This is a genomic window from Bradyrhizobium sp. SZCCHNR1093 (assembly GCF_032381175.1).
Classification (GTDB): Bacteria; Pseudomonadota; Alphaproteobacteria; order Rhizobiales; family Xanthobacteraceae; genus Bradyrhizobium.
Genome location: NZ_JAUHJJ010000020.1, coordinates 1 through 18,043, shown reverse-complemented (window position 1 = coordinate 18,043; position 18,043 = coordinate 1). Strand labels below are relative to the sequence as shown.

At 65.6% G+C, this 18,043-nt stretch carries 15 protein-coding genes and 1 pseudogene; 7 read left to right on the top strand and 9 right to left on the bottom strand.

Features of this window, described 5'->3' with window-relative positions:
* Positions 1-203: 203 nt before the first annotated feature.
* The 4 genes from QX070_RS32295 to QX070_RS32280 form a co-directional block, all read right to left on the bottom strand.
* Complete coding sequence (locus QX070_RS32295; protein WP_315741183.1) at positions 204-479, bottom strand: hypothetical protein; 276 nt, start codon at positions 477-479, stop codon at positions 204-206.
* Between the two features lie 806 nt (positions 480-1,285).
* Entirely contained in the window at positions 1,286-1,732 is a 447-nt protein-coding gene (locus QX070_RS32290) for a RidA family protein (RefSeq protein WP_315741182.1), read from the bottom strand.
* A gap of 21 nt (positions 1,733-1,753) precedes the next feature.
* Entirely contained in the window at positions 1,754-3,439 is a 1,686-nt protein-coding gene (locus tag QX070_RS32285; protein WP_315741181.1) for a benzoate-CoA ligase family protein, read from the bottom strand.
* Positions 3,440-3,604: 165 nt separating this feature from the next.
* Entirely contained in the window at positions 3,605-4,099 is a 495-nt protein-coding gene (locus tag QX070_RS32280) for a MarR family transcriptional regulator (protein WP_315741180.1), read from the bottom strand.
* Positions 4,100-4,404: 305 nt separating this feature from the next.
* On the opposite strand from QX070_RS32280, the gene QX070_RS32275 reads away from it, so the two are divergent.
* Positions 4,405-5,589 (top strand): ABC transporter substrate-binding protein, encoded by a 1,185-nt coding sequence (locus QX070_RS32275; protein ID WP_315741179.1) that lies wholly within the window; start codon positions 4,405-4,407, stop codon positions 5,587-5,589.
* 21 nt (positions 5,590-5,610) lie between these two features.
* A complete protein-coding gene (locus QX070_RS32270) occupies positions 5,611-6,069 on the top strand; it encodes a cupin domain-containing protein (protein WP_315741178.1) in 459 nt (152 codons plus the stop codon).
* Positions 6,070-6,079: 10 nt separating this feature from the next.
* Here the strand turns inward: QX070_RS32270 and QX070_RS32265 are convergent, their stop codons facing one another.
* The 4 genes from QX070_RS32265 to QX070_RS32250 all read right to left on the bottom strand — a co-directional run bounded on the left by QX070_RS32265 (position 6,080) and on the right by QX070_RS32250 (position 11,458).
* Complete coding sequence (locus QX070_RS32265) at positions 6,080-7,327, bottom strand: flavin-dependent oxidoreductase (RefSeq protein ID WP_315741177.1); 1,248 nt, start codon at positions 7,325-7,327, stop codon at positions 6,080-6,082.
* Between the two features lie 54 nt (positions 7,328-7,381).
* Entirely contained in the window at positions 7,382-9,730 is a 2,349-nt protein-coding gene (locus QX070_RS32260; RefSeq protein ID WP_315741176.1) for a bifunctional salicylyl-CoA 5-hydroxylase/oxidoreductase, read from the bottom strand.
* Between the two features lie 87 nt (positions 9,731-9,817).
* A complete protein-coding gene (locus QX070_RS32255; protein WP_315741175.1) occupies positions 9,818-10,654 on the bottom strand; it encodes an enoyl-CoA hydratase family protein in 837 nt (278 codons plus the stop codon).
* 42 nt (positions 10,655-10,696) lie between these two features.
* On the bottom strand, positions 10,697-11,458 hold the full coding sequence (locus QX070_RS32250; RefSeq protein WP_315741174.1) for an SDR family oxidoreductase: 762 nt from the start codon (positions 11,456-11,458) through the stop codon (positions 10,697-10,699).
* Between the two features lie 168 nt (positions 11,459-11,626).
* Between QX070_RS32250 and QX070_RS32245 the strand changes: the two genes are divergently transcribed.
* Genes QX070_RS32245 through QX070_RS32225 form a run of 5 tightly spaced genes read left to right on the top strand, consistent with a single transcriptional unit; the run spans position 11,627 to position 17,354 of the window.
* Positions 11,627-12,454 (top strand): alpha/beta hydrolase, encoded by an 828-nt coding sequence (locus tag QX070_RS32245; protein WP_315741173.1) that lies wholly within the window; start codon positions 11,627-11,629, stop codon positions 12,452-12,454.
* Positions 12,454-13,740 (top strand): acyl-CoA dehydrogenase family protein, encoded by a 1,287-nt coding sequence (locus tag QX070_RS32240; RefSeq protein ID WP_315741172.1) that lies wholly within the window; start codon positions 12,454-12,456, stop codon positions 13,738-13,740. Before QX070_RS32245 ends, QX070_RS32240 begins: the two co-directional genes overlap by 1 nt.
* A gap of 2 nt (positions 13,741-13,742) precedes the next feature.
* On the top strand, positions 13,743-15,257 hold the full coding sequence (locus QX070_RS32235; protein ID WP_315741171.1) for a long-chain fatty acid--CoA ligase: 1,515 nt from the start codon (positions 13,743-13,745) through the stop codon (positions 15,255-15,257).
* A 19-nt stretch (positions 15,258-15,276) separates the two neighbouring features.
* Positions 15,277-16,371: an NAD/NADP octopine/nopaline dehydrogenase family protein gene (locus QX070_RS32230; RefSeq protein WP_315741170.1), complete on the top strand. Its 1,095-nt coding sequence runs from the start codon at positions 15,277-15,279 to the stop codon at positions 16,369-16,371.
* Positions 16,368-17,354: a 3-hydroxybutyryl-CoA dehydrogenase gene (locus QX070_RS32225; RefSeq protein ID WP_315741169.1), complete on the top strand. Its 987-nt coding sequence runs from the start codon at positions 16,368-16,370 to the stop codon at positions 17,352-17,354. The genes QX070_RS32230 and QX070_RS32225 overlap by 4 nt, the downstream gene beginning before the upstream one ends.
* Before the next feature lie 368 nt (positions 17,355-17,722).
* On the opposite strand, the pseudogene QX070_RS32220 reads toward QX070_RS32225, so the two are convergent.
* Positions 17,723-18,043 (bottom strand): annotated as a pseudogene (locus QX070_RS32220) (hypothetical protein); the annotation flags it as partial.

The following is an 18,043-nucleotide window of genomic DNA, read 5'->3' as shown; positions in this document are numbered from 1 at the left end:
CGAACGCCGGGACCCATAACCACCGGCCGGAACGTGAGGCACAACTGGTTCTGACACCTGATGACACCGGTCCCGAGTCCACGGGGCGCGCCGACTAAAATCTATCAGCACAAGATGGTCAGCACGGCTGCTATCACACAGCATCGACAAACAGGCAATCGCGCAGGCACGCCTTTGCCCACGCTATTCAGCGGATCGCTGATCTACCGTCCCCCGGCCGCCCGCTTCAGCAACGCCGCGCGCTGCTGATCGGTAAAACTCACGCCGGACTTCTTCTCCACCACTTTCACCGCCCATGATCGCATCGGATCATCATCCACCCGCGCCGGCTCGCGCAGGATAGCGACGCCGATTTCCAGCATCTTGGCGTCGGCCTGATGCTCGATGCCGCCGCCACCAGCACTTGCCAACGCCAATGCACCGGCCGCAGCCCCGATGGCGGCAGCCAGCGCCGTCGTCACGAAGAATTTCCAGTCCAAATCTGCCCCCTGCTCTCACCCGCCACTGCGCTGCCACGCTCGAACAGGTTTTTGTCTGCGGCATGGCGATCCGGAGTCCGTCGTTCGGCGACATTCTCATCTGACGACCACATTTGTTCGTTCCACGAATGGCTCCGCACGAGATCCGTGACCTGCTATGTGACTGCCCGTCGCGTTACCATGTCGCAGCGTCACAGCCTTGTGTCGTCGGGCAAATCAGGACGATGGTTGCGCTCATCCTGCCTCGGCGAAGAGGGACGTACGCGTCGTCACGATACGTGGGGCAGGCTGCGATGGACGTGGTTGCATCATGCGCATCTCGCGCAGACGAGTGATGTAGCGGCGTACGGTGAAGTCGTGATGTCCTGATACCCCGATGCTGGTATCACGTGCGTGACAATGCCCAGCGCATTGCGCGCGCCATGGTGGCCAACAAGCCCGGTGCACCAGGGAGACCACGTATAAGCCGTCAGACCATCGCGCAGGGAAGGCCGGAATGTTCGGCCCACCTGTGGTTCCTGCCCCGTGCACTTTTTCGCACGGGGGCCGCGGGTGTGGTGGACACCCGGCCTTCCCTGCGCCCTCGATTTCAGGAGGGCGAACGAGACCAGCACAGCTCGGACGCATCTGCGCCGCGAGAGGGCAATGTCGCACGCCGAGGTGTGGTCGAAACCGCGTCGCGGATTTTGCTTCAATTATCTCCGAGCCCAGACCGGTGGGAGGAACGCATGCGCACGGCGGAGCCCGGCTTCGCAGCATTTTACGGAGATCTCCATGGTCTCGCGCCTCCCGCTCGAACGTCGCCCTCAGCGCGGCACCACCGCGGTCGCCTCGATCTCGACGCGCGCGGCCTTCTCGACCAACCGCACCACCTGCACCAGCGCCATCGCCGGATAGTGGCTGCCGAAGATCTCGCGATAGATCCTGCCGAGATCCTTCAGGTTGGCGAGATACTCGTCCATGTCGACGACGTACCAGGTCAGCCGCACCAGATGCTCCGGTCCGGCGTTGCCCTCGGCCAGGATGGCGGCAATGTTCTGCAGCGCCTGCCGCACCTGCGCCACGAAGCCCTCGGCCAGCGTCTCGTTCGCGTCCCAGCCGATGACGCCGCCGGTCACGACGATCCGTCCGTCCGCGCTGATGCCGTTGGCATAGCCCTTCGGCATCGGCCAGCCGCTCGGCTGCAGGACGCGCAGGCCTTCGCCCTCCTCCTGCTTCACCACGGCGAGCGTGGGCGCTTTGGTCGTGCTCACGAACGTCTCTCCCTGTCTCTGCTACGCGCCCGTGCCCGACGATGGCGCAGCGGCGGCCTGTGCGATCGCGCGCAGGGCGAACCGCTTCAGCTTGCCGGTCTCGGTCTTGGGCAGCTGCGTCACGAACGCGATCGCGCGCGGATATTTGTACGGCGCGATCTCGCGTTTGACATGCTCCTGCAGCTCGGCCACCAGCTCCGGGGTGCCTTCCGCACCCGGCGCCAGCACGACATAGGCTTTCACGACCATGCCACGGGCCTCGTCGGGCGCACCGACCACGCCGCATTCGGCGACCGCGGGATGCGTCAGCAGCGCCGCCTCGACGTCGGTCCCGGCGATGTTGTAGCCGGACGACACGATCATGTCGTCGGAGCGCGACTGGTACCAGAAGTAGCCATCGGCATCCATCACATAGGTGTCGCCGGTGACGTTCCAGCCGTTCTGGACGTATTTGCGCTGGCGCTCGTCGGCGAGATAGCGGCAGCCGGTCGGCCCGCGCACCGCGAGCCGTCCCATCGTGCCCGGCGGCACGTCGCGGCCTTCATCGTCGATGATCTTGGCCTCGTAGCCCGGCACCGGCTTGCCGGTGGCACCCGGACGGATCTCGTCCTCGACGGCGCTGATGAAGATGTGCAGCATCTCGGTCGAGCCGATGCCGTCCATCAGCTTGAGCCCCGTGGCCTTGAGCCAAGCGTCGAAGGTCGGCTTCGGCAAGGTCTCGCCGGCGGAGACGCATTTGCGCAGCGAGGAGATGTCGCGCCCCTCCAGCTTGCTCAGCATGGCGCGATAGGCGGTCGGCGCCGTGAAGCAGACGGTCGCCTTGTAGCGCTCGATCGCGCCGAGCAGATCGTCCGGCGTCGTCTTCTCCAGCACGACATAGGACGCGCTGATATGCATCGGAAACAGCACGCCGCCGAAGCCGAAGGTGAAGGCGAGCGGGGCCGTGCCGATGAAGCGATCGCTCTGGCTGGCGCGCAGCACGTTGCGGGCATAGCCGTCGCACACCGCGAGCATGTCGCGGTGGAAATGCATCGTGCCCTTGGGGTCACCGGTGGTGCCAGAGGTGAACGCGATCAGGCAGAGATCGTCGGAGGCGGTATCGACCGCGGTGAACTCAGGGCTGACATCCGCAATCAGCGCTTCCAGCGAGTCGGGCTTTCCATTGCCCCAGTAGACGACCCGCTTCAGCGCCGGCGCGACCGCGCGCGTCTTTTCCATCTCGTCGGCGAGCTTGCCGTCGCACAGCGCCAGCGCGATCTGCGCCTTCTGGATCGGATAGGACAGCTCTTTGGCGCGCAGCAGCGGCATGGTGGCGACCACGATGCCGCCGGCCTTGATGACGGCCAGATAGGTGGCAACCATCATCGGATTGTTCGCGGAGCGGAGCAGCACGCGGCCGCCGGGCACCAGGCCGAGCTTGCTGACGAGCACGTTGGCGATCTTGTTCACCAGGGCCTGCAGCTCGGAATAGGTGTAGCTGACCTCGGTGCTGATGATGCAGGGCGCATCGCCCCGCCCTTCCTCGACCCAGCGGTCGACGAAATGCGTCACACAGTTCAGCCGTGGCGGATAGTGGAATTCGGGCCGGCTGAACACGAAGTCGGGCCACAGCTCGCGCGGCGGCAGATTGTCCTGAGCGAAGGTGTCGACATGGGCGCTATGCGCCTTTGCGCTGTCCGGAAGTTGAGCTTTGGCGGCGGTGGCCATCACAGGCTCCTGTCTGAAAGGAAAGACGCCCGGTACGTTTCAGTCCTAAACATTTTAGACTTAAAACATCTGGACGCAAGAGCCGAAGATTGTGCACTGCCAGCAAATTGTTTGAGCGTTTGCCGCGCGCAGCAGCGTCGCCTGCGACGTCCTGTCAGGCTCGCGTCAATCCTGCCGGCGCTGCACGGCTTTCTGCGCCGATCCCTTGGTCTTGGCGAGCAGCCGCATCAGCTCACGCACGTCCTTCTCCGTGAGATCGCCGAAGATGTCCGCGATCCAGGTCTCGTGCTCGGCCGCCATCTTGCGGAATTCGGCGCGGCCGAGCTTGGTCAGGCGGATCACCTGAACCCGACGATCGGTCTCCGAAGTGCGGCGATCGAGATGGCCGGATTCGACCAGGCGCTCGACCAGCCCGGTCACGTTTCCATTCGAAACCATCATGCGCTTGGAGACATCGGACAGGGTCATGCCATCAGGCGCCTTGTCGAGCTGCGCCATCAGGTCGAAACGCGGCAGGGTCACGTCGAAGCGCTCGCGCAGCCGGCTGCGGATCTCGCCCTCGATCAGGGTCGTGCAGGTGAGCAGGCGCAGCCACAGCCGCAGCTCCTCGGCATGGTCCTCGGGCAGCTCGACGGCCTTGGTCTCGGAATCAAGCGTCATGACGGAATCACTTGGGCACGTTCAGCCTCGTCCAGCGAGGCTCGCGAGTTTGACCTTCAGGACCTTCCGGGAGCAAGGAAAAACGTACCGTCCCCTGTGGCAGAGGAGGAAGGACGGTAATTCCTTTAACCTTCAAGCAATTGGCGCGCTGCTTGCATGCAGCCGAAACCGCCGTTCACCGCAGGCAGCTCGCTTGCGGGTAAGGGCGTCATCGGACTAGGCTTGAGACCAAGCTGCGGTCTGACGCATCATCTGGTCAGGTGCAAAAAACATAAACCTGAATTTCCGCATCCGGGGGAGTTGTCATGAAAGTGAGTTCGAAGCTGGTCGGTCTCGGCGCTGGACTCGGCGTCGTCGCGTGCCTGCTGGCGCAGCCGACGCTGGCCGCCGACAAGATCAAGATCGGCGTCATCGTCACCCTCTCGGGGCCGGCCGCCGCACTCGGCGGGCAGGTCCGCGACGGCTTCAATCTCGCGATCAAGGACCTCGGCGGCAAGATGGGCGGCAAGGAGGTCGAGGTGGTCGTCGCCGACGACGAGCTGAAGCCGGACGCCGCGATCACCAAGGCCAAGGGCCTGCTCGAGCGCGACAAGGTCGACTTCGTCGTCGGCCCGATCTTCTCCAACATGCTGCAGGCGATCCACCGCCCGATCACGGAGAACAAGACCTTCCTGATCAGCCCGAATGCCGGTCCGTCGAGCTACGCTGGCAAGGAGTGCAGCCCCTATTTCTATGTGACGTCGTACCAGAACGACCAGGTGCACGCGGTTCTCGGCAAAGTCGCACAGGACCGCGGCTACAAGAAGATGTATCTGCTGGTGCCGAACTATCAGGCCGGGCGCGATAGCGTCGCCGGCTTCAAGCTCGACTACAAGGGCGAGATCGTCGAAGAGTCCTACGTTCCGCTCAACACGCTCGACTTCCAGCCCGAGCTGTCCAAGATCTCCTCGCAAAAGCCGGACGCCGTGTTCACCTTCATGCCGGGCGGCATGGGCGTGAACCTCGTCAAGCAATTCAAGCAGGCGGGCCTTGCCGACAGCGTCCCGGTGCTCTCCGCCTTCACCGTCGACGAGTCCACGCTCCCTGCGCAGCAGGATGCCGCGGTCGGAATGTTCGGCGGCGCCAACTGGGCACCGAATTTCGACAATCCGCAGAGCAAGAAGTTCGTCGCCGGTTACGAGGCCGCCTACAACAGCGTGCCCGGCACCTACGCCATGCAGGCCTATGACGCCGCGCTGCTGATCGACAGCGCCGTGAAGGCGGTCGGCGGCGACCTCAGCAACAAGGATGCCGTGGCCGCGGCGCTGAAGAAGGCCGATTTCGCCTCGCTGCGCGGCAACTTCAAATTCAACACCAACGGCTACCCGATCCAGGACTTCTATCTAACCAAGGTCGCCAAGCGTCCGGACGGCAAGTTCCAGACCGAGATCGTGCAGAAGGTGTTCGAGAACTACGCCGACCGCTACGCCAAGGACTGTGCGGCCAAGTAAGAACAGGGAGCGAAAACCAACATGAGCCATCCGGAAATCGCCGGCATCACCCGGGCCAATGAGGGCATCCAGGGCATCTCCTGGAACATCCTCGGCCAGATCTACGTGCCGAAGAACCGCACCGAGCACAGCTTCTCCTGGCACGCGACGTTCCCGGTCGGCACCTTCGTGCCGCCGCACATCCACCCCGACCAGGACGAGTACCTCTATATCCTCGAAGGACGGCTCGACTTCTTCCTCGACGGCGCCGAGGAGTATGCGACCGCCGGCGACACGGTGCGACTGCCGATGGGCAAGCCGCACGGCATCTTCAACAAGTCGCAGCAGACCGCGAAGACGCTGTTCTGGGTGTCACCGACGCGCCGGCTCTATGACCTGTTCTGGGCGATCCACAACATGCGCGAGCAGAACCCCGACGACGTGGTCAAGCTCGCCGCCGAGCACAACATCCACTTCCTGCCGCCGCCTCCGGGGGCGTGAGGATCTGATGCTACGAGGCTTGCCGCGTCACCATCCGCGCGGCAAAGCCGGCCCGGCTGGCATAGCCGCGCACGATGCCCTCGCGGGCCTCGTAGTTCAGGATGGTGTTGATGTCCGTAAACCCCTGCGGCGCAAGCTGCTCGACGGCATCGATGACGCCCTCGGGGCCGCCGCGGCGGTTCGAGGCGACGATCTCGGCGGTCATCGGCAGCCGCTTCTGCTCATAGGCCATCAGCGCCTGGCGCGGATGCTCCGAGCGGGCCAAGGCGTCGGCGAGCGCGCGGGCATCGAGAATGGCCTGCGAGGCGCCGTTGGAGCCGACCGGGTACATCGGATGCGCGGCATCGCCCAACAAGGTGACGCGGCCGCTCGACCAGGTCGGCAGCGGATCGCGGTCGCAGCAGGGGTACTCCCAGAACTCCGGCGTCGCCCGCACCATCGCGGCGAAGTCGACCTGGGGAATGGAGAAGCCGTTGACATGCGGCATCAGCTCGTCCGTCTTGCCGAGCCGCGACCAGTCCTCACGCCGCGGCGGCGCGGTGTTGGCATCGCCGATGCGCACCAGCACGGCCCAGTTGGTGAGGCGGGTCGCGGGGCTGGAGCCCTCGGCGATCGGGTAGATCACCGCCTTGGCGTTCAGGCCGCCGGCGATGATCATCGACCGCCCGGTCAAAAACACCGGCCAGTCGGTGGCGCCGCGCCACAGCATCAGGCCGTTCCAGCACGGCGCGCCCTCGTTGGGGAACAGCGTCTGCCGGACCTTGGAATGGATGCCGTCGGCGCCGATCAGCACGTCGCCACGGACGGTGTGGACATGAGACCCGGTGCGATCGAAGAAATAGGCGGTGACCCCGCCCTCGTCCTGGGTGAAGGCGCCGAGCCGGCAGCCGGTGTGGACCTTCTCCGGCCCGAGCCGCTCCACCACCGCCTGGTGGATCACGCCCTGCAGCCGGCCGCGGTGGATCGAGAATTGCGGCACGTCATGGCCGGCGTCGAGCCCACGCGCTTCGTGCCAGACCTCCTGGCCGCGCCGAGTCAGGTAGAACAGCTCGGAGGTGCGAATGGCGACCTGGTCGAGCCGGTCGAGCAGTCCGAGTTGGGCGAGCTCGCGGATCGCATGCGGCAGGGTGTTGATGCCGACGCCGAGCTCGCGGATCGCATCCGCCTGCTCGAACAGCTCGCAATCGATGCCGCGCGCCCGCAGCATCAGCGCCGTGGTCAATCCACCGATACCGCCACCAACGATGATCGCCTTCATCGCGCCCTACTCCACTCACACCAGACGTATCGAGCCCCAGCGTGGCATGGAGGCTCACTCCGCCGCAAGCGGCTTCGCTGCCTCGGCCTTCAGCTCCGCCCGCGTTTTCGGCTTAGCCTTAATCTTCAGCTCCTCGAAATCCTGCCGGTCCCGCACGCTGTTGCGGAAGATCTGCTCTTTGCCCGGCAGATATTGCGGCGGACAGAACATGTCGGCGCCATACCAGGCCGCGGCCTTCATGGTGAAGGCGGGGTCGACCAGATGCGGGCGGCCGAGCGCGACGAGATCGGCGCGGCCGGCGGCAAGGATGGTGTTGACCTGATCGGCCGAGGTGATGTTGCCGACGCACATGGTGGCGACGTGGGCCTCGTTGCGGACCTGATCGGAGAATGGCGTCTGGAACATGCGGCCGTAGATCGGCTTGGCCTCGCGCACCGTCTGACCGGTCGAGACGTCGACGAGATCGACGCCCGCCTCGCCGAAGGCGCGGGCGATCAGCACCGCGTCGTCACCAGCGACGCCGCCCTCGGCCCAGTCGGTGGCGGAGATGCGCACCGACATCGGCTTGTGCGCCGGCCACGCCGCGCGCATCGCGGCAAACACTTCCAGCGGGAAGCGCAGCCGGTTCTCCAGCGCGCCGCCATACGCGTCGGTCCGCTTGTTGGTCAACGGCGAGATGAAGCTCGCGAGCAGATAGCCGTGGGCGCAGTGCAGCTCGAGCATGTCGAAGCCGCAGCGCTCGCCACGCTCGGCCGCGGCGACGAAATCGGCCTTGATCGCGTCCATCGCCGCGCGGTCGAGCTCGCGTGGCACCTGGCTGTCAGGGAAGTACGGCAGCGGCGACGCCGACACGATGTCCCATCCGCCCTGCTCCAATGGCCGGTCCATGCCGTCCCACATCAGCTTTGTCGCGCCCTTGCGTCCGGCATGGCCAAGTTGCAGCGCGAATTTGGCTTGCGAGTTGGCGTGAACGAAATCGACGATGCGCTTCCAAGCGGCCTCCTGCGCGTCGTTCCACAGACCGGCGCAGCCGGGCGTGATGCGGGCCTCGCGGCTGACGCAGGTCATCTCGGTAAACAACAGACCGGCACCGCCGATCGCGCGAGAGCCATAGTGCACGAGGTGGAAATCGCTGGGTACGCCTTCATCTGCCGAGTACATGCACATCGGCGACAGCACCGCGCGATTTGCGATCGTCATCTCGCGCAGCTTGAGCGGCTGGAACATCGGCGCGACCGGCTTCTCGACGTCGACGTCGAAGCCCTTGGCGCGAACCTGCCGCGCGAACGCCTTGTCAACCTCGGCCACGAAGTCCGGCGCGCGCAGAGTGAGATTGTCGTAGGTGATCGCTTTCGAGCGCGTCATCACGCCGAACGCGAACTGAACTGGATCGAAATCCCAGAAGCGGTCGACGTGCTCGAACCAGACCAGCGACACGTCGGCGGCATGCTGCGTCTTCTCGACCTCCTCGCGGCGGCCATGCTCATAAAGATCCAGTGCGGCCGGAATACTGGGCGCGCGCTGCATGGCGTCAGCCAACGCGATCGCGTCTTCCATCGCGAGCTTGGTGCCCGAGCCGATCGAGAAATGCGCGGTCGACTTGGCGTCGCCGAGCAGCACCATGTTGTCCTTGACCCAGCGCTTGTTGCGGATCATCGGGAAGTTGCGCCACATCGAGCGGTTGATCAGCAGCGGATGATCACCGAGGAACCAGCCGAAGATCTCCTTCATGCGGTCGGCGGATTGCCGCTCATCGAGCCCGGTCAGGCCGGCCCGCTCGAAGGTCTCTGGATCGGTCTCGAAGATCCAGGTCGAATGGCCCGTCTCGTACTGATAGGCGTGCGCGATGAACGGGCCCCACTCCGTCTCCTGGAAGATGAAGGTGAAGGCGTCGAGCGGCTTGGTCGATCCCATCCACGCGAACTTGTTGGCGCGCAGATCGACCTCGGGCTGGAAGTGATCGACGTATTTCTGGCGGAAGCGGCTGTTGATGCCGTCAGACAGGATCAGGAGATCCGCATCAGCGAATTGCGACTCGTCCTCGAGGTCGACCTCGAACTGCAGGGTCACGCCCAGCTCGCGCGCTCGCTCCTGCAGGATTCGCAGCAGCGTGCGGCGCGAGCAGCCGCAGAAACCATTGCCGCCGACCCGGTGGACCGTGCCGCGGAAATGCACGGCAATATCATCCCAGTAGGCGAACTCCTGGGTGATCCGCTGGTAGCTCGGCAGATCGTGCTTCTCGAAATTGTCGAGCGTGGCATCGGAGAACACCACGCCGAAACCGAACGTGTCGTCGGCGCGGTTGCGCTCGTAGACCGCGATGTCGGCGCCGAGCCGCTGCTTCTTGAGCAGTATCGCCGCATAGAGACCGGCGGGTCCGCCGCCGATGATCGCGATCTTCATGAGCGCCTCCGCTGGAGTGCCGAGCCAACCGAAATTATTTTAACCCTAAAATATCTCCTGGCAAGCCCCTTCGGTTCCCTCCGCTTGTCAATTGCCCTGGAAGACCGGCTTCGACTTGGCCGCGAAGGCCTCGAAGGCGCGGTTGAAATCCTCCGTCGTCATGCACAAGGCCTGGGCAACTGCCTCGGCTTCGATCGCCTCCTCGACCGACATCGCCCATTCCATCGCCAGCATGCGCTTGGTCATCGTGTTGGCGAAAGTCGGGCCGTTCGCGATCTCGGTTGCCAACACCACGGCCTGCGCCAGCACGTCGGCGGGTGCGACGATGCGGCTGAAGAAGCCCCAGCGCTCGCCCTCGTCGGCACTCATGAAGCGGCCGGTGTAGAGCAGTTCGGACGCGCGGGACTGACCGATGATGCGCGGCAGGATCGCGCAGGCCCCCATGTCGCAACCGGCAAGGCCGACCTTGTTGAACAGGAACGCGACCTTGGCACCGGTTGCAGCCAGCCTGATATCGGAGGCCATCGCAACGATCGCGCCAGCGCCTGCACAGATTCCTTCGACCGCCGCGACGATCGGCTGCGGACAGGCCCGCATCGCCTTGACGAGATCGCCGGTCATCCGGGTGAAGGCGGTCAGACCCTTGGTGTCCATCTTCACCAGCGGACCGATGATCTCGAACACGTCGCCGCCGGACGAGAAATTGCCGCCTGCACCGGCCACGATGATCGCCTTGACGTCGTCGTCGAACGCGCAGGCCCGAAAGAAGTCGGTCAGTTCGCGATAACTCTCGAAGGTCAGCGGGTTCTTGCGCTCGGGCCGGTTCAACGTCACGGTCGCGACGCGATCCTTGACCGCGAGCAGGAAATGGCTGGGCTTGTAGTCCGCCAACGGCACGGTGACGGGATTGGCGTGTCTCGACATGTCAGCTTCCTTCCTTCAAATCTTATCGTTGGGCGTTACGGTCTACACCTCGCCGCCGGCCACAGCGATCGCCTGTCCCGTGATCGCACCGGCACCGCTGCCGCACAGCCACAGCACGGTATCAGCAACTTCCTGCGGCATGATGAGCCGCCCCTGCGGATTATGCTTGGCAAGCTCGGCGATCGCCTGCTCCCGGCTGCGGCCGGTCTTCTTCATGATGTTGTCCACGCTGTCGGCGACGAGATCCGTATCGGTGAAGCCTGGGCAGACTGCGTTGACTGTCACGCGCGTCGCAGCCAGCTCCAGCGCGAGCGAGCGCGTCAGGCCGACGACAGCATGCTTCGCTGCGGTGTAGGCGCTGACGTAAGGATAGCCCTTGAGCCCTGCCGTGGACGCGACCGCAACGACGCGGCCATAGGACTTTGCCCTCATCGCCGGCAGCACTGCCTGCACGGCATGCACGACACCCATGAAATTGATGTCGATCATGCGACGGAACAGCGCGGCATCCGATTTCAGGAACGGGGCGGACTCGGCACTTCCGGCATTGGCAATCAGGATGTCGATCGGCTGGCGCGCAACAGCGGCGGCAACGGCCGCGTTCAGCGCGGCCTGATCGGCAACATCGGCAATGGCGGCGTAATCGGCGCAGCCGGCTGCGATCGCCTCATCGAGCGTTGCGCCGTTGCGCCCGACGATCGTCACGGTTGCGCCGGCAAGCTTCAGGGCTTGCGCGATCTCGCGGCCGATGCCGCGTCCGCCGCCCGTCACCATCGCATGCGCAGCTGCAGGCAATCCCGACACGCGCGCCTCCTCATCTCTTGCAATACGATCGCGGCCTCGAAGTTATTTTAAACTTCAAATTTTTGCAACAACACGCCCGAAGCGCCTTGACACCCCGGTTGCCGCGACTAGCGTTCAAGGGCCTGGAGCGAGCAGCGTAGCGGTATCAGGCATATCTCGGAGGTCTGCGTGCCTGCGTCGCAAATCACCACCACGAAGGACGGCCGCTTCGGCTACGAGGCATCGGGGGCGCCCGAGCGGCAGACCGTGGTGTTCCTGCACGGCATCGGCGGCGCGGCACGCGCCTGGCGCGGTCAGCTCGACTATTTCGGCGAGCGCCGCCATGCGGTGGCCTGGGACATGCCAGGCTATGGCCAATCCGCCCGGCTCGAGACGGCCAGCATCACCACGCTCGCCGCTGCGCTTCAAGATTTCCTGAGCCAGATCGGCGCCAAGCAGCCGATCCTCGTTGGTCATTCCATCGGCGGGATGATCGTACAGGAATGGTTGACGACGCATCCGCAGGCCGCGTCGGCCGTGGTGTTGGCTCAGACCAGCCCGGCCTTCGGCAAGGCCGACGGCGACTGGCAGAAGTCGTTCATCGAGGCGCGTCTCGGACCGCTCGATCGGGGCGCGACGATGGCGTCGCTGGCGCCGGACCTGGTCAAGGAGTTGGTCGGCGACGATCCCGATCCGCGCGGCCTTGAAATTGCAGCCTCCTGCATGGCCGGTGTACCCGAGGCAAGCTATCGCACCAGCATGCTGGCCCTGCTCGGTTTCGACCGGCGACAAGCCTTGAAGGACATCAAGGTGCCGACGCTGGTGCTCTCGGGCTCGAAGGATCGCAACGCGCCGGCGCCGATGATGGAGAAGATGGCGAGCTTCATTCCCTCGTCGGACTACGTCGAACTTCAGGGCGCCGGCCATCTCGTCAATCTCGAACGGCCCGGCGAGTTCAACGCCGCACTCGATACGTTCCTGACGACACATGCAACACCAGCGACAGCGGAGAGATGATGACGATCCCGGTCCAGAAGACGGCGATGGCCTCCGGCGAAGCCCTCGATGCGCCGATGTTCGATCCGGCCCCATATCGGCTCACGGCCGAGCAGGCCGACATCATCACACGGGCCCGGGAACTCGGACAGAGCGTGCTGGCGGGCCGCGCCGCGACCTGGGATCGCGAGGCGAGCTTTCCGACTGAGAACTACAAGGACCTGCATCGCGCGGGCCTGCTCGGCATCTCCGTTCCCAAGGCTCTCGGCGGCCTCGGCGCGGGCTACCAGACCTATGCACTCACCGCCGCCGAGATCGGCCGCTATTGCGGCGCCACCGCGCTGACCTGGAACATGCACGTTTGCTCGACCTTATGGTCCGGACCGCTCGCCGACGATCTCGACATGGACGAGGACGTCCGCGCCGAGCACGAGCGGCGGCGCGCGATCCACTACAAGCGCATCGTCGACGACGGCGCGATCTATTCGCAGCCCTTCTCGGAGGGTGGCGCGGCGGCAGCGGGCGGCGTCGCGTTCGGTACTGAGGCCAAGCCGGTCAAGGGCGGCTGGCTGGTCAGCGGCAAGAAGATCTTCGCCTCGCTCGCCGGACACGCGGACTATTATGGTGTGCTATGCACCGAGGTCAGCGAGGGCGAGAAGGCATCCCGCCGCAACACGCTCTATCTCGCGGTGCCGGCGAAAACGGAGGGCGTCTCAGTCGTCGGCGACTGGGATCCGCTGGGCATGCGCGGCACGGTGTCACGCACGCTGCTTTTCAAGGATGTCTTCGTCGAGGAGGACGCCGCCTTGATGCCGCGCGGCGTCTATTTCCAGGCGGCGATGCGCTGGCCGCACATGTTCATGACGTTGTCGCCGACCTATATGGGGCTGGCGCAGGCTGCGTATGACTTCACCGTCAGATATCTGCGCGGTGAGGTGCCGGGCATGCCGCCGGTCAAGCGGCGGATGTACCCGACCAAGCAGATCGCGGTCGCGCAGATGCAGATCAAGCTGGAGCAGATCAAGGGAATCTGGTTCCAGGCCGTCTCCGAGGCGCGAGCCAATCCGAGCAAGGAGCAGGTGCTGCGCGCCTATGCGGCGCAGTACTCGGTGATGGAGGGCGCCAATGATCTGGCGGCGCTCGCCATCCGCACATGCGGTGGACAATCGATGCTGAAGACGCTGCCGCTGGAGCGCATCTATCGCGACAGCCGTTGCGGCTCCCTGATGCTGCCCTGGACCGCCGAATTGTGCCTCGACCGCATCGGCCGCGAGGCACTGTACGAGCCCGGCGAGACGGACGACTGAGCGTGGACCTCTGCAGCCTGATCGAGCGCAACGCGGCGTTCACGCCGGACAAGCCGGCGATCCACTTCGAAGGCAGGACGCTGAGCTATGCCGATTTCAGCGAGCGCATAGCGCGGACAGCGCGGGCGCTGAAATCCGAGTTCAGCGTCGGACGCGGCGACCGCGTCGCGATTTTGAGCCTCAACCGGCCGGACTATCTGGTCTTGCTCTATGCCTGTGCGCGACTCGGCGCGATCCTGGTGCCGCTGAACTGGCGGCTGGCGGTGGCCGAGCAGGTCTTCATTCTCTCGGATGCTGCCGCCAAGGTGCTGGTGCTGGAGCAGGCCTTTGCGCCGGTGCTGCCGGCGCTCGCCGAGAGCCATCCGGAGACCGTGCCGGTCGGCATCGACTTTGCGCCGTCGAGCGGATTGCAGATCGACGATCTGCTGGGCCGCGGTCACGGCGATGATCGCAACCCGCACATCGACCTCTCCTGCCCGCTGCTGATCGTCTACACCTCGGGCACCACGGGCCGGCCGAAGGGCGCGGTGCTGCGCCAGGAGGCGTTGCTGTGGAACGGGGTGATGAGCCAGCACATGCATGGCCTCACCTCCGACGATCACGTGCTGACGGTGCTGCCGCTGTTCCACGTCGGCGGCCTCAACATCCAGACCACGCCGGCGCTGCATCACGGCGCCACCGTTACGCTGCACGCCCGCTTCACGCCGGATTCGACACTGGCGGCGATCGTCAACGAACGGCCGACTTTGACCGTGCTGGTGCCGGCAACCATTCAGGCCGTCACCGAGCATCCCGATTGGAACGCGACGGACCTGTCCTCGCTGAGAGCTGTTGCGACCGGATCGAGCATCGTGCCGCCGGCGCTGATCGAACGCATCACCGCACGCGGCGTGCCGGTGCTGCAGGTCTACGGCTCGACCGAGACCTGTCCGATCGCGGTCTACACACGGCTCGGCGGCGACCTCTCGCGCGCAGGCTCCACCGGCCTGCCCGGGCTGTGCTGCGAAGCCAAGATCATCGACAAGGACGGCGACGAGCTTCCGGCAGGCAAGGCGGGCGAGATCGCCGTGCGCGGGCCTAATCTGTTCTTCGAATATTGGGGCAACGCCAAAGCCACGCAGCAGGCGATCCATGACGGCTGGTACCGCACCGGCGACATCGCCCAGCGCGATGCCGAGGGGTACTTCTTCGTGCTCGAGCGCAAGAACAACATGATCATCTCCGGCGGCGAAAACGTCTATCCGGCCGAGATCGAGCGCGTGCTCGGCGAGCATCCCGACGTCGTCGAATGCGGCGTGATCGGCCGGCCCGATCCGCGCTGGGACGAGGTGCCGGTAGCGTTCGTCGTCAAGCGCCAGGGCTGCGCGCTCGATGCGGACACCTTGCGCGCGCATCTGCAGGCGCAGCTCGCGCGCTTCAAGGTGCCGCGCGACATCGTGTTCATCGACGACCTGCCGCGCACTGCGCTCGGCAAGGTGCAGCACCATCTGCTGCGCCAGATCGATGACCCCAAATGATCGGCATGGAGACGCGCTCTTGAAAATTGCAGTGCTCGGCGGCGGCAACGGCTCCTTTGCAGCGGCAGGCGATTTCGCGCTCGGCGGCCACGAGGTCCGGCTGTGGCGCCGCGATGCGGACGCTGTCGCGCAGCATAGCGCGGCGGGCTCGACGATCGTCGTCAAGGACGTCAATGGCCGGCATGAGGCCAGGCTGGCGCTGGTCACGGCGGATATCGGCGAGGCCGTCTATGGCGCCGAGCTGATCCTCTGCCCGGCACCGGCCTTCGCGCAGGCAGCCATCGCGCACCAACTTGCGCCGCATCTCGTCGACGGTCAGGTCGTATTCCTGCCGCCGGCGACCTTCGGCACGATGATCTTCGCGGCGGCCGCGCGTGATGCCGGCAATGAAGCCAACGTCAGCTACGCCGAGACCGGCACGCTGCCCTGGCTGACGCGCAAGCACGGCCCGTTCGAGGTCGCGATCACCATCCGGGCCAAGCGGCTCCCGGTCGGCGTGTTTCCTTCGAAGACGGCCGAGCATGCGCTGGCTGTGATCGGCCGCGCCTTCCCCGGCGTGATCGAGCCCTGTGGCGACGCGCTGTCGGGCGCGCTGATGAATGCCGGCTGCATCATCCATCCGCCGCTGATCGTGATGAATGCAGGTCCGATCGAGCATTTCGAGCGCTGGGACATCCACAAGGAGGGCACGCAACCTTCGATCCGCCGCGTCACCGATGCGCTCGATGCGGAGCGGATTGCGGTGCGCGAAGCGCTCGGCTACGGCGCGCCGCATTTTCCGCTGGCGCATCACTACGCCAAGGAGGGCGAGATCTGGATGTACGGCCGCGGCTCGCACGACCGGCTCACCGATTCCGGCGATTGGCGCGAGCAGCTCGTGCTGACGCAGCACCGCTACATGCGCGAGGATCTCAGGCTCGGCCTGTCGTTCCTGATCTCGGCCGCCGAGCTGAGCGGCACGCCGACGCCGCTCGCCCGCGCCTTCCTGGCCATCGGCGGTGCGATCTGCGGCGAGGATTTCATGGCAACGGGACGCACGCTCGCCCGCCTCGGCCTTGGTGGTCTCGACCGGACCGCGCTGCAGGCGCTGCTGCGTGATGGATTTGCTCGATGAGCGCGCGCGGTCATATCGCCTGCCTCAGCGCCGGCCGCATGGGCCGCGGCATCGCCGTGGCCTTCGCCTATGCCGGCCATCCCGTGACGATGATCGACATCAAGTCGCGCACGCCGGGGGAGTTCGCCGGGCTGGAGCGCGACGCGCTCGGCGAGGTCGGCGCGACGTTCGCGACCTTGGCGCGGCTCGGGATGCTGCAAGCCGCCGATGCCGAAAAGCTGATGGGCAAAATCACCGTCGCGCCGGCCAGCGCGAGCGGCGATGTGCTGGCGCAGACGACCCTGGTGTTCGAGGGCGTGCCGGAGATCGTGGACCTCAAGCGCGAGGTGCTCGGGGCAGCGTCGCGCGCGGTCGCGCCCGACGTGATCATCGCCTCGACGACCTCGACGATCCTGGTCGACGATCTCTCCGGTGCGGTGGAGCGCCCTGAGCGCTTCCTGAATGCGCACTGGCTCAACCCGGCCTATCTGATCCCGCTGGTCGAGATCTCGCCGGGCCAGGCGACGGACCCCGATGTCACGGCGCGGCTGAAGGCGCTGCTCGAAGGCATCGGCAAGGTGCCGGTGGTCTGCGCGGCCACGCCGGGCTTCATCGTGCCGCGCATCCAGGCGCTCGCCATGAATGAGGCGGCGCGCATGGTCGGCGAAGGGGTCGCCAGCGCCGAGGAGATCGACAAGGCGATCCGCTACGGCTTCGGCTTCCGCTACGCCGTGCTCGGCCTGCTCGAATTCATCGACTGGGGCGGCGGCGACATCCTCTACTACGCCAGCCGCTACCTCGAAGGCGCGCTCCACAGCGACCGCTATCGCGCGCCCGAGGTGATCGAGCGCAACATGGCGGAGGGCCGCATCGGCCTGCGCACCGGCGCCGGATTCCTCGATTATTCCGGTATGGATGTCGCAGCCTATCGCGAGCAGCGGCTCGGCGCGCTGGTCGACATGCTGCGGCATTTCAAGCTCGCCCGGCCGCCGGTTGTGGATTGAGCACGCAGCGAGGCTGATCGTCGCGTGGCGCATAGCCGTAGGGTGGGCAAAGGCGCGCAGGCGACACTGCGCGCCTCATGCTGCGCTCCATCGCGCGCCGTGCCCACCATGTCGCTCCGCATGCCTGGATGCACGGTGGGCACGCAACCGCCCTGCGGGCGGCTGCTTTGCCCACCCTACAGCGGTGTCGCTGCCGGCCCTTTGCGGGTATCAACTGCAACTGCATCAACAAACTCCGCCGTCGTCCCGGCGAGCGCCGGGACCCATAACCCCAGGGAGGAGTTTGGGGACGCGCGTCGATCATCTCGCAAAACAATGACTGCCGCGGAGTATGGATCCCGGGTCGGCGCCGCGACGCGCTTTGCGCGTCACGGCTTGCCCAGGACGACAATGGTGGGTGGATCGGAACACGGGTCAAACAGCGGGCGGCATGACGTCTCGTTCTCGCGGCGCATTTGCGCCCGAGCGTTGCGATCAGTTCGTCCCTCTTCAAATGCAGAGGGCGCAGGGAAGGCCAGGCGTCGGCTGACGCCTGCGGCCCGCCTGCGAAAAAGAATGCAGGCGGCAGGTACCACAGGTGCAGCCGAACACTCCGGCATTCCCTGCGCGATGGGCTTCACGGTAGAGTCGAGGAAGGGCGCGGTGGCTTGGGCCATTCGGCAACGCCCCGTTTCCCTTCCCCGCTCATC

What these genes read in the sequence shown, in the direction of transcription:
- QX070_RS32255 (WP_315741175.1), bottom strand. Translation starts at nt 10,654, where the DNA reads ATGTCGAGACACGCCAATCCCGTCACCGTGCCGTTGGCGGACTACAAG.
- QX070_RS32225 (WP_315741169.1), top strand. Translation starts at nt 16,368, where the DNA reads ATGAGCGCGCGCGGTCATATCGCCTGCCTCAGCGCCGGCCGCATGGGC.
- QX070_RS32275 (WP_315741179.1), top strand. Translation starts at nt 4,405, where the DNA reads ATGAAAGTGAGTTCGAAGCTGGTCGGTCTCGGCGCTGGACTCGGCGTC.
- QX070_RS32285 (WP_315741181.1), bottom strand. Translation starts at nt 3,439, where the DNA reads ATGGCCACCGCCGCCAAAGCTCAACTTCCGGACAGCGCAAAGGCGCAT.
- QX070_RS32270 (WP_315741178.1), top strand. Translation starts at nt 5,611, where the DNA reads ATGAGCCATCCGGAAATCGCCGGCATCACCCGGGCCAATGAGGGCATC.
- QX070_RS32265 (WP_315741177.1), bottom strand. Translation starts at nt 7,327, where the DNA reads ATGAAGGCGATCATCGTTGGTGGCGGTATCGGTGGATTGACCACGGCG.
- QX070_RS32260 (WP_315741176.1), bottom strand. Translation starts at nt 9,730, where the DNA reads ATGAAGATCGCGATCATCGGCGGCGGACCCGCCGGTCTCTATGCGGCG.
- QX070_RS32280 (WP_315741180.1), bottom strand. Translation starts at nt 4,099, where the DNA reads ATGACGCTTGATTCCGAGACCAAGGCCGTCGAGCTGCCCGAGGACCAT.
- QX070_RS32240 (WP_315741172.1), top strand. Translation starts at nt 12,454, where the DNA reads ATGACGATCCCGGTCCAGAAGACGGCGATGGCCTCCGGCGAAGCCCTC.